12 protein-coding genes are annotated in these 11,625 nt (G+C 52.3%); 10 read left to right on the top strand and 2 right to left on the bottom strand.

The genetic code is table 11. The features are described 5' to 3' along the window. Position 1: 1 nt before the first annotated feature. Positions 2-2,350, bottom strand: a complete 2,349-nt coding sequence (locus FEE96_RS12610) for a methyl-accepting chemotaxis protein (protein ID WP_138163449.1) — start codon at positions 2,348-2,350, stop codon at positions 2-4. Between the two features lie 428 nt (positions 2,351-2,778). On the opposite strand from FEE96_RS12610, the gene FEE96_RS12615 reads away from it, so the two are divergent. The 9 genes from FEE96_RS12615 (at position 2,779) to FEE96_RS12655 (ending at position 9,981) form a co-directional block, all read left to right on the top strand. After that, positions 2,779-3,066, top strand: coding sequence for an STAS domain-containing protein (locus tag FEE96_RS12615; RefSeq protein ID WP_138163450.1), 288 nt, complete (start codon positions 2,779-2,781; stop codon positions 3,064-3,066). Then, entirely contained in the window at positions 3,063-3,437 is a 375-nt protein-coding gene (locus FEE96_RS12620) for a response regulator (protein WP_138163451.1), read from the top strand. Before FEE96_RS12615 ends, FEE96_RS12620 begins: the two co-directional genes overlap by 4 nt. A 1-nt stretch (position 3,438) precedes the next feature. After that, complete coding sequence (locus tag FEE96_RS12625; protein ID WP_138163452.1) at positions 3,439-5,625, top strand: chemotaxis protein CheA; 2,187 nt, start codon at positions 3,439-3,441, stop codon at positions 5,623-5,625. Further along, complete coding sequence (locus FEE96_RS12630) at positions 5,609-6,076, top strand: chemotaxis protein CheW (RefSeq protein WP_138163453.1); 468 nt, start codon at positions 5,609-5,611, stop codon at positions 6,074-6,076. Before FEE96_RS12625 ends, FEE96_RS12630 begins: the two co-directional genes overlap by 17 nt. Beyond that, positions 6,073-6,924: a CheR family methyltransferase gene (locus tag FEE96_RS12635; RefSeq protein ID WP_138163454.1), complete on the top strand. Its 852-nt coding sequence runs from the start codon at positions 6,073-6,075 to the stop codon at positions 6,922-6,924. Before FEE96_RS12630 ends, FEE96_RS12635 begins: the two co-directional genes overlap by 4 nt. 36 nt (positions 6,925-6,960) lie before the next feature. Further along, positions 6,961-7,347 carry a response regulator gene (locus FEE96_RS12640; protein ID WP_138163455.1) on the top strand — a complete coding sequence of 129 codons (387 nt, stop codon included), beginning with the start codon at positions 6,961-6,963 and terminating at the stop codon, positions 7,345-7,347. A 2-nt stretch (positions 7,348-7,349) separates the two neighbouring features. Beyond that, positions 7,350-7,676 carry a hypothetical protein gene (locus tag FEE96_RS12645; protein WP_138163456.1) on the top strand — a complete coding sequence of 109 codons (327 nt, stop codon included), beginning with the start codon at positions 7,350-7,352 and terminating at the stop codon, positions 7,674-7,676. Between the two features lie 177 nt (positions 7,677-7,853). Next, positions 7,854-9,353, top strand: a complete 1,500-nt coding sequence (locus FEE96_RS12650; protein WP_138163457.1) for a caspase family protein — start codon at positions 7,854-7,856, stop codon at positions 9,351-9,353. Positions 9,354-9,384: 31 nt separating this feature from the next. Further along, a complete protein-coding gene (locus FEE96_RS12655) occupies positions 9,385-9,981 on the top strand; it encodes a hypothetical protein (RefSeq protein WP_138163458.1) in 597 nt (198 codons plus the stop codon). Between the two features lie 6 nt (positions 9,982-9,987). Here FEE96_RS12655 and FEE96_RS12660 read toward each other — a convergent pair whose 3' ends face one another. Next, positions 9,988-10,824: a M15 family metallopeptidase gene (locus FEE96_RS12660; RefSeq protein ID WP_138163459.1), complete on the bottom strand. Its 837-nt coding sequence runs from the start codon at positions 10,822-10,824 to the stop codon at positions 9,988-9,990. Between the two features lie 180 nt (positions 10,825-11,004). Here FEE96_RS12660 and FEE96_RS12665 point away from each other — a divergent pair, with 180 nt between their 5' ends. Next, complete coding sequence (locus FEE96_RS12665; RefSeq protein ID WP_138163460.1) at positions 11,005-11,586, top strand: OmpA family protein; 582 nt, start codon at positions 11,005-11,007, stop codon at positions 11,584-11,586. Positions 11,587-11,625 lie beyond the last annotated feature (39 nt).

Below are 11,625 nucleotides of genomic sequence, written 5' to 3' on the forward strand. Positions count from 1 at the left end.
ATTAAAAGTCCTGCCAAACCTTGGAGGATCCAAGGTCACCATTGGCAGCTGCGGCAAGGGGCTGCGTTTCGGGCTCCATGTCCCAATCCGAGCCATGTGCCGATGGCGCGTTGAACTCGACGACGCTGTCCTCTGCAGGCGCTTGCTGGTTGCCGTCGATGTTAAAGTGCGACACCAGTTTGGCCAGTTTGTTGGCATCGGTATTCAGCAGGTGACTGGCGGCGGTGGCCTCTTCCACCATGGCAGCGTTTTGTTGGGTCACCTGGTCCAGCTGTGTCACGCCGAGGTTAATCTCACCCAGACCTGTGGACTGTTCAGATGTGCCAACTGCCATTTCGGACACCAGTTGCGAAATATGGCTCACCCGCTCCACAATGCTGTTCAGCGCTGTGCCGGCTTTGCCAACCAGATCAACACCCTGTTCGACCTGTTTCGAGCTGTCGCCGATCAGTGTCTTGATCTCCATCGCGGCATCCGAGGAGCGCTGCGCCAGGGCGCGCACTTCGGAAGCCACCACGGCAAACCCACGGCCAGCTTCGCCCGCCCGGGCCGCCTCGACCCCAGCGTTTAGCGCCAGCAGATTGGTCTGGAAGGCAATATCATCAATGACGCTGATGATCTGGCTGATATGGCGGGCCGAGTCCTCAATTTCAGTCATCGCTGACACCGCGTTTTGCACCACTGTTCCACTGGCTTCTGCTTCGGATTTAGCCTCGTTGACGATCCCTTCAACGCTGCGGGCCCCTTCTGACGCGGATTTGACGCTGGTGGTCATCTCCTCCAGTGCCGCGGCTGTCTGTTCCAGCGTTGCCGCCTGACTTTCAGTCCGCTGAGACAGATCATCCGACGCCTGGCTGATCTCACCCGCGCCGTTGCGAATGCTGTCAGCAGAGTTGATCACCTCGATGATTGTTGAGCTGAGCGTTGTCAGGGTCCGGTTGAAGTCACTGCGCAGCTGTTCGTAGTCGGCTGGGAATGCCTTATTCAGTGGCTTTGAGAAGTCACCTTTAGACAGATCCACCAACCCATGGCTCAGCTGTTCGACTACCTCGTTTTGCTCGCGTTGCTGTTCGGCGCGGTCTTCCTCAGCACTTCGGGCACGCTTTAAATCGTCCCTCAGGCTAACCAGAGTCTTGCCGATTTGACCCAGTTCGTCCCCTCGGCTTGCCGATGCAACTTCACCATCTAGATTGCCTGCGGCCACTTCGTCCATGTTTTCACAGATTTTTGCAATCGGTCGCGTGATACTGCGGGCAAACAACCACCCTAGCAAGGACATGACAGCACCTAAGATTACCGAAGCCATCAACAGAGTGTTCCGCTCGGCTATGACCGGAGCCAAGATCTCAGCCCAATCCTGCTCGGCAACCAAGGCCCAGTGACCCTCATGGAAATCGACGCTGCTAGAGAATGCAATGACGTGCTGACCCTCAAGACCTACTGCCTCATGGAAAAATTCCGTATTTCCATCGATGGCAGATTGGATCTGCTCACTAGGCGCCATTTCATCGAGAACCTGAAAACTCTCTTCAAAGCGGGACGTGGTCCGGGCGCGCAAATCTTCAGCGACCAGATAGATCTGAACAGTTTCACCCAAGCCTTCTGTGCTGTTTGTGATGTTGGTCAACAATTGCACAGGTAGTTGGAATGCCAGAACGCCGACGGTTTCACCGATTTCATTTGCAATCGTCATAGAGACAAAAGCAGCGGCATCACCGTTGCTGGGGGCGTAACCCTCAAGATCAGAAAAATGCACCTCGCCTGAAGCGCCATTTTTGGCAGCGCGGAAAACTACGCCCAATCCAGAATCTTTGTAGGGCCCGGTCATCAGGCTGGTGCCATAGTCGGCCTCTTTGAACACTGAATAGATAATGTCACCGTCCATGTTCATCAAAAAGACATCATAGTAACCCTTGGTTTCCATCAGAGTGCGAAACCCTGGGTGAAACCCTTCGTGGTGCATGTGATACGAAGATTTACCTTCTGCCCGGTCCAGCAAGTGCTTTTGACCCAATGGGTTTGGATTTCCGCTGACATAGGCCTGACGCAGGGTTTCGCCCGGATCGCCGTCAATGCCATTCCAGCTCATCGAAAACCGTTCAATTGCTGTAGCCGTCGACGGTGAGGCAGCCATGGTCATGATGTCGGAATCTACGCTAGCGAAAAAAGTTTTTAGCGCTCTGTCACGATCAGCGACTAAAGACTTGAAATGCTCTTCAGCACTGGCAATCGTGTTGTTTTTGAAGCTCACAGTACTGAGCGTAACAAGAATGACAGTCACAAGAAGACCGAAGCTAACGACGAATACTGGCAATTTATGCGCCAACTGCAGAGATCTAAGTAGTTTCATTATGCCCTCCTAAGGAAACGCGGCCTGGTTCGCCGTGTTGGAACTGACACCCTTGATCTCCCATTGAGAGTTAATTTGAACCTTACAAACGACATGTTTTTTCATATTTTGAAATTTAGCCAGTCGAATTCTGGCTTTCATTGGCGTCACTGCCTTACTGAAATGCTTAAGCTAGGGTGGGTGAATTCAGGCCCTATAGTATAAAGTACATTCTCTTTGCCGCCTGAGTACACTTTGACCAGCGCCAAACCTCCTTTCGATATTGCCGCAATAATTCTTATAAAATGCAGGGAAAACTGTCTGCTTTCTAGGGCGGTTGTTTTTTGAAAACAGGTGGATCTCGGCAATCAATTATTAAGGCACGCCGCATATGTATTTTGCATCGAAGTCCAACACGTCACCAACAACGGGGGTGCGAATCGCTCAATATGACGACAGAACCACAAACGCATGTTTTGGATTTGCCAAATGCATTTGCCGAGCTGACACCATTGATCTCATTTCTAAATGGGGCACGTTCCCAACCGATCGAGATTGATTGCAACAAGGTGGCAATGATGCCGTCGCGTTGTCTCCAGGTGTTGCTTGGAGCCGAACAACAATGGCGATCCGAAGGCCTAGGCTTTTCGGTCACCAATATCAACGACGGCTGCCGCCGGGCCCTGTCCCTACTGGGATTGGAAACCAACCGATTTGAAGATGAGGACACAGCATGAAAACCAAAGTTCTGGCGATAGATGATTCCCGTACAATCCGGAATTTGCTAGCGGCCTGTCTCGAAGAGGCTGGATTTGAATACTTTAGCGCGGTTGATGGCCGCGAAGGTGTAGACAAGTATTCGGACATTGATCCGGACGTTGTGATTACCGATATCAACATGCCCAACCTGGATGGGTTCGGAGTGCTGGAAGAGCTGCGTGGCGACGGTATCAATTCAAAGGTACCTATCCTGGTGCTGACCACCGAGAGTGCCGCCGACATGAAGGCCCGTGCTCGTGCCGCTGGTGCCACCGGCTGGATCACCAAACCATTTGATGATGAGTCGCTAATCTTTGCACTTAAGCGAGTTACAGGGGCGGCCGCATAAAATGACTGGTTCGATCATGGATACATTCTTTGAGGAGTGCGAAGAACTCCTCGAAGCAATGGATGCGGGTCTGGCTGCCATCGAAGAGGGCGACCAGGACGCTGAGACCGTCAATGCGGTGTTTCGTGCAGTACACTCAATCAAGGGCGGCGCTGGTGCGTTTGGCCTTGATGAACTGGTGGCCTTTGCACATAATTTTGAAACCGTGTTTGACGACGTTCGTTCAAACAAACTGGAGCTGGATGAAAAACTGATTCAGCTGCTGTTCCGCGCCAGTGATCATCTGTCAGATCTGGTGACCTGCGCGCGTGACGGCGGTCAGGTTGATTCAGCACATCATGATGTGCTGATCAAAGCACTGGCGGAGTACATAGACGAAGACGAAGAGGAATTGGTATTTGAGCCCATGGGCGTAGGCGCGGCGTTTGAGCCTGCTGCCCTCCCTCTGTTGGACGCGGTGGAAGAAGAGGTCACCTATGACATCCGCTTTCATCCGCTCAAAGAAATGTATGCCACGGGCAACGAGCCCTACTTCTTGTTTCAGGCACTGTCTGATTTAGGTGAGCTTTCAGTTTCACTGGACGAAAATGAGCTGCCTGGGTTCGACGCCATGGAAGATGGTGAAAACTATCTGTCATGGGAACTGTCCCTAACAACTACGAAACCACGGTCCTCTATCGAAGCCGTCTTTGAGTTCGTCGAAGGCCTCTGTGAGTTGTCAATAACAACTGACGGCGATGCCGAAGCCGAAGTTGACGCTTTGGCTGCTCTGAACGCAGCCTTTGGTGTTGGCTCAGCAGAAGAGGAAAACGTGGTGGATGTCCCTTTAGAGCAACCGGCACCTGAACCAGTCGAAGCGCCCGCACTAGCGGAAGTTGAGACTGTTGAGGTGCCGGAAGTAAAATCAGATCCAGCCAGTGAAAATACGCCTGTTGCAAAAAAGGATGCCGCAAAAGCCAAGTCTGCGGGTCCAAAGCCAACATTACGGGTAGAATTGGACCGCGTGGACAAACTGATCAACGCGGTAGGTGAGCTGATCATCAACCATTCTATGTTGGCGCAGCAAATTGCCAATCTAGATGCCAGCGATACCCGCGATGTAGAGACTGAACTGGAAGGTTTTAAGACCTTAGCCCGTGACATCCAAGAAGGTGTTATGGCAATCCGAGCCCAACCAGTGAAACCTTTGTTTCAGCGCATGGCCCGTATCGTTCGCGAGGCCTCCGCTGCCACAGGAAAATCTGCCAAGTTGGTCACGGTGGGCGAAGCCACTGAGGTTGATAAGACTGTCATCGAACGACTGGCTGATCCTCTGACACATATTCTGCGCAATGCAGTTGATCATGGGATTGAAACCCCCGAAGATCGGGCAGCTACAGGTAAAGAGAAGGCCGGCGAAATTCGGCTGACGGCGGCTCATCGTTCGGGCTCGGTCTGTATCGAAGTTAAGGATGACGGTGCGGGTCTTAACCGCAAGAAAATCCGGCAGATTGCGATCGACAAAGGGCTGATTCCTGAAAACGCTGAGCTAAACGACAATGAGATCGATAATCTCTTGTTCTTGCCTGGGTTTTCCACGGCCTCTGAAATCTCGAACCTTTCGGGTCGAGGCGTTGGCATGGACGTTGTTAAAAATGCGGTGACCAAACTGGGGGGACGGGTCAATATTGCCTCAACTCCAGGCCGGGGATCGACCTTTTCGATTATCCTGCCGCTGACACTTGCGGTTATGGACGGCATGGTTGTTTCCGTTGCAGGGCATACCATGGTGGTACCAATTACCGCCATTGTTGAAACCATGCGTGGCAACGATGACATGATCAACAACCTGGGCGCCGATGGCACTTTGTTATCCATTCGCGGTAGCTTTGTGCCGATTTGTGACGTTGCAAGCAGTCTGGGACTGCGCAGAGACACAACCAATGAGCCGGCAGGTGTCTACCTTTTGGTAGAAACCGAAAACGGTGATCGGTGTGCCCTTGCAGTGGACGACATTCATGATCAGCGCCAAGTGGTGATCAAAAGTCTGGATGGCGTCTGTGGCAATGTTCCTGGCGTTTCCGCCGCAACCATTCTGGGAGATGGCAAAATCGCCATGATCCTGGATCCTGAAAGCATCGTAACGGCGTCGTCCTCGGCAGCCGTCTTTGACACCGACCGGAGGATGAGCAATGCAATTGCAAGCTGAAGCCAAACATGTTGACCACAGTGAATTCGTCAGTTTCACAGTGGCAGGTCAAGCATTCTGCCTGAAAATAACCCAGATCCGCGAGATCCGGCGTTGGCAGCCTGTGACAGTCCTGCCCCATGCCCCAGCAGATGTGCTGGGCGTGATGAACCTGCGAGGAGCGGTGATTCCTATTTACGATCTGTCCGCTCGCTTTGGACTGGAACAGACGGATGCCAGCGAACGCAACGTGGTGATCGTGGTCTCTGTGCATGACAAGCCGGTTGGCCTTCTGGCGGAATCAGTGTCCGAAATCATTTCGATTGACCCTGATGACATTCAGGAAACCCCGCAGGTGGATAGCCGCAACACCATGGATTTCATCCAGGGTATCATCTCGCAGAATGATGAAATGGTACGGATCATCAATCTTGATGCGGTGATCTCATCACCAGAACAGGTGGCCCAGTGACCATAGCCCATTCGATTGAACCCAGCGCGGGTCAGTTCATTCTGTCGGATCAGGATTTCGAAGCTGTCGCCAAGTTTGCCCATAAGAATTTCGGGCTGGCTCTGTCGAGCAGTAAGAAACCCTTGGTCTCATCGCGTTTATCACGCCGTTTGAATCGGCTAAATGTGCGTGACTTTAAGAGCTACCTAAGCAACCTGGACACTCCAGGTGGTGAAGGAGAACGCAGTGAACTTCTCTCACTGCTGACCACCAATGTTACGCAGTTCTTTCGCGAACCGCATCACTTTGAAACTCTTCGCGAAGACGTGCTGCCACCACTGATCGAAAAGGCGCGAAGTGGCGGACGGGTACGGTTGTGGTCGGCGGGTTGTTCGAACGGGCAAGAACCCTATACGATGGCTATGGTTCTTAACCAGTTGTGCCCCGACGCGGCACGTCTGGATATAAAGATCCTAGGCACCGACATTGACCCGGTGGTGGTTCGCACCGCTCAGGCGGCGCAATATCCCGCTGATGAGCTGGCGCAAATCCCTGCGAAATATCGGGCCAAAGGCGCAGGCGATCAATTGCCCGATGAGATCCTCTCGCTGGTCAGCTTTGGGGTGTTGAACCTAATCGAACCGTTCCCCTTTAAGGGGAAGTTCGACGCCATCTTCTGCCGCAATGTGGCGATCTATTTTGACACACCGACTCAACAACATGTCTGGTCGGCGTTTCAGAAATCGCTCAATCCGGGTGGCTACCTGTTTATTGGTCATTCGGAACGCATGTCCGGTCCCGCAGCAACGCACCTGCAAACGTCCGGGATTACAACCTACATCAACTCTTCTGCCGGCCTAAGCACTTAAATTTTCGGCAAAGACAGAACTACAAGGAACTTAAAAATGAGCCTCAAAGACTCGCTGCGCGTTATGGTTGTTGATGACATGTCCACCAGTCGTGGAATCCTGACACAGTGTCTGGATGAACTTGGCATTAAAAACTATATGGTCGAAAACAACGGGCAATCAGCCTTTCAGAAGATCACGACCAATCCGGTGCATCTGGTTCTGTCGGATTACAACATGCCTGGCATGGACGGTCTGGGATTGCTGAAACATATGCGAGAAAACCGGGTAACACAGCGAACCGGGTTTATTTTGGTTACCGGCAAACCGACACCAGAAGTGGTTGAAGTTGGCCGTCGCCTTGCGATGAATAACATCATCCGTAAACCGTTTACGGTGGCCACAATGAAGCAGGCTATCGAACAAGTTGTAGGGCGTCTGTAATCATGGATCAGAATGGCAACTCTCTGACCAATCTTTGCGCGGTGTCCGCCCGTGAGATGACGCAGCTTCAAGCCCAGGTACAGGGCCTTGAAGACGCGGTGTTCAGCATTCTCGAAAGCGACTCCGGACCGACAAGCAAGGATCGACAGGCGTTGCAGGATTTTGATTTGGTGGCGCAAACGCTGGCGGGTTTGGCTGGGTTTTTCCAGCGCGTACAAGTGCAAAACGAAGACACCGGCCGACCGGATCTGGTACTCGCTTCTGAACAGGTCACTCTACAAAAGCTGCGCGACCGACTGCGCGGCCCTATTGATATGAACACTGCCTGATAGTGGATAAATGAAGAACCAAAGTCGCGTCGCCCTGTCTGGGGCGGTGCGGCTTTTGTCGTTTGGTTGACTGCATCAAATAAAATGTGACCTGCCCGGCAGCAATTTTCCTTTCTCTTTGTAGACTTGACACGATAGACTGCTCCACATTGGTAGCTGGTTTGTTGGGTTCAGGATATGACTGCGTTTTTGCGGATTTTCGGAATATTGTTTTTGGCACTTGCCCCGGCCCTAAGCCAGGCAGACACGCGCCGCATTGCCCTTGTAATGGGCATGTCTGAATATCAAACTCTACCTTCGTTAGAGAATACCAAAAATGATGCAACTGCCATGGCCGCGATGCTTAGCAGTATCGGGTTTGATGTTACCCTGTCCGTTGACGCAGGAGTGGCTGAGATTGATCAGCTACTGGATGATTTTGCCTTCCGTTCAGAAGTTGCCGATCTGGCGCTGATCTATTTTGCGGGCCACGGAATCGAGGTCCAGGGTGAAAACTTCCTCATCCCAGTGGATGCAGCAGTGCAAAGTAACCTCGACGTGCAGCGACAATCGATGTCCCTGAAGCGCTTGTTAGGGGCCGTGGATCGCGCCAGAAAAATGCGCATCGTTATTCTGGACAGTTGCCGTAACAACCCGCTTGGCGATGACATCGCATTGGATGGCGGCGCAATTGATACCACAAGTGTCGATGGCACCCGCGGGACCGGTGGTGGGATGGCAGCAGCAGATCCTGAGCGCGGAACACTGGTGGCTTTTGCCGCACGTGATGGGCAGGTCGCGCTTGATGGAACCGGCGTCAACAGCCCTTATGCCCTTGCTCTTATGGACAAAATGGCTCAGCCAGGCCTAGAAATCAGCCTGATGTTTCGGCAGGTCCGTGATCAAGTTCTAAACCAAACAGGCAACCTACAAGAGCCACATACCTATGGGTCACTGACCGGGGTCCCTTTCTATCTGGCCGGTGCGGCTGAAGGTCAGGTTGATGTGGCTTCGTCCGCTGCGATTGATGCTTGGGCCGCCTTGCGTCCCGATCAAGAGGATCAGTTGCTGGCGCTAGCGGATTTGGGCGACACCCGTTCGATGTTAGGCTTGGCCTATATTCGCTTGAACCCCAATGAAGGACGATTTGATCCGAAAGCTGCGGTATCATTCTTACAACGTGCCGCTGATGCCGGCTCCCCGGAAGCTCAGTTTGAATTGGCCAAGCTATACGAACGCGGAACAGGGGTGAACGAGGATCATACTCGTGCTCTGAAACTGTATCAGACTGCTGCTGAACAAGACTTTGCTGACGCGATCAACGATCTTGGTTTTCTGCACTATCAGGGTGGGTTAGGTCTGCCTGCTAATCCACAGAAAGCGCTAGAATTTTTCGAACGCGCTGCAGATCTACGCCACCCGCAGGCTCAGTTCAATTTCGCCGCGTTGATTGATGATGGGCTGATTGCGGACAAAGGCCCAGACGATTCGGCGTATTATCTTTATCAAGCGCTTCGCACAGGAAGCTCGGATGTGCTTACCTTGCTAAGCGAACGGCCCACAATGTTTACGGACCAAACCCGACGTGCATTGCAGGCCAGGCTAAAAGATAACAGTTTCTATCAGGGTGCCATTGATGGTGACTTTGGCCCTGGCACACAGCGTGGTATTCGCCGGGCCTATGGAATTGAAGAATAACTATTGCTTGGTAACATATTGGATGAACCAAATGGCATTGCTACGTCTCTTGCTTTTGTCACTTCTAGTGACGGTGTTTTTGCCTCAAGCCGGATGGACGCAAACGGAGGGTCCTTCTCAGGAGACCAGTGAATATGGTGACAAAGGTCCCGACAATGAGGCGCATGATGACGATGTTCCTGGGCTACGCGATGCAAGTCAGGTGGTAGCACAACTGGCTGATATTTCAGCACTATGTAAGGGGGCCGATGTCTATGCAATCGATTGTCTCGCAGAGCGCTTGGAAGCGCTAGAAAAGGAGATGCACTCTTTGGGTGGATTTGGCGAAGCGCGGCGCATTCTCAGGGAGACCGCGTCGCAACTGGAACAAATTACGCAGGACAATTTAGACCAAGACCAATCCAGGGCCCGAATGCAAACAGCAGATGGAAGCCAGCGTTCAACACGGCCGTTGGCTGCTGTATCCCCTACCCGGCAACGCCAAGCGCTATCACAAGCAGTCGCAGTGCTGGCTGAGGCCGAAACCCAACTATTGCGTGCGGCTGAAACGTCAGCACGACGCGCGGTGCAATATCAACAAATTGCTGCGGCGCTAGGGTCTAACAAAGTTCTGTTACGCTCCAGCTGAACCGTGCTAAAGCTTTCCTTCTGCCAGCCATTGATCCAATTGGCGGCGACTGATTTCAAAATGCATGCTATCTTCACGCCGGAAACCAGCGCCCCAAACCCAGCCTTCATCGTTGAAAAAATCGGCGATGATGGTCAGGCCCAGTTGCGTTTTACCATCTGTAAAATTGTCCAATTGCCCGTCAATATTAAGATCAACTGCAAGTCCATAACTGTGCGTCGATAGCGAATTTTGTGTGCCACGAATACGACGCACGCAAAGCGCGCCAGCAGTGTTGATGCGGCTATACAAGTCGGGGTCAGCTGAGCGGATATTTTCAAACACCACTTGCAGGCTGGTGATTGCAGGTTGCAGCATACTAACGCGAATGGGCCCAACCTGGGTTGTGACCAGCTTTTCCTTCAGTTCAGGGTTGGTCATGGGCTGACAGTTGTCATTCAAATCTGGGCGCGGACGGCCCAATTTTTCAGACAAGTAAGACCCCCCCGCGACACGTAATCCGTGATTGACGTTCAATCGGTCGGCAATCAGCACCACCTGTGCATAATCCAGATCGGCACCTTCGGTCTGGTCCCAGATTGCGCGTTCACCATCCTCATCTGCTGTGGCTGGTGCCCCACCGCCGCCACCAATAGGCAACCGAGCCACCTCACTTTTCAACTCAGATAGACGCCCCTGCAAATCTTCGATTTGCTGGCGCAGCATTTCTATTTCAATCCGAGCGGTAGAATCGACCGCCGCTCCTTCAAACCCTTCTTCAGACAATGCCCATTTCAAGGCAAACCAGATGCCAGGCAATAACATCAGGGCAACGGCAATAATAATTGCAGGTAAAACGCGCATAGGGTCCTCACACTTAATATTGCCAATTCAGCCCGTTTCAGCGTTGCGAGTAAAGCCTTTCGTGAGAATACGGAAAAAAACCTTGCCTTTGGAAATTGCAACTACCTCGTCAAAGGCATTGGCAGGGTCCCGGTGGTGGTATAAGCTGATGATTGTAACTTTTTTAGTGGGAGATGTGTTGTGGTCCGTCTCAACGTCTTATTTTCTAGTTTACTAATAGCCGGCCTTGGATCCGCTCCTATCGCCCTGGCTCAAACTGCGAGTGAACTTTCAGTCGAAGAAATCACTGCCGCCTTCAAAAAGCAAAAAACCCGTGGGCTGATCATCGTACCAGCAACGACAGACGCTGGCGTCACTGAGGCCAATACGGAGGAAACGGCAACTGTCGCCGCCGCTGCCTCAGAAGACTATGAACCGGTTGATCGGCAATCCCAGATCAACGTGCAGATCTCTTTTGATTTTGACAGCGCTGCCTTGCGCCCCGATCAACAACCAAAATTGGTCAATATGTGCAAATCCATGCAACTTCTGGAAGGTACAGTGTTTCAAATCATTGGCCATACAGACAGCTCAGGTTCAACCTCTTATAATGAACGACTTTCGTTGTTGCGGGCACAAGAAGTGCGGCGTCATCTAATTTCGTCCTGCGGGGTAGATGAGAATATGCTCAACGCAATTGGCATGGGTGAAACGGCTCCATTTGATGATGCCGACCCACGTGGCGACATCAATCGTCGGGTTGAATTCCAAGCTCTTGGCTAGGCTCTCGCGCGTTACTGACGCTATTTATACGCCGGGGAG

The organism is Parasedimentitalea maritima (genome assembly GCF_005771405.1).
GTDB classification, from domain to species: domain Bacteria; phylum Pseudomonadota; class Alphaproteobacteria; order Rhodobacterales; family Rhodobacteraceae; genus Parasedimentitalea; species Parasedimentitalea maritima.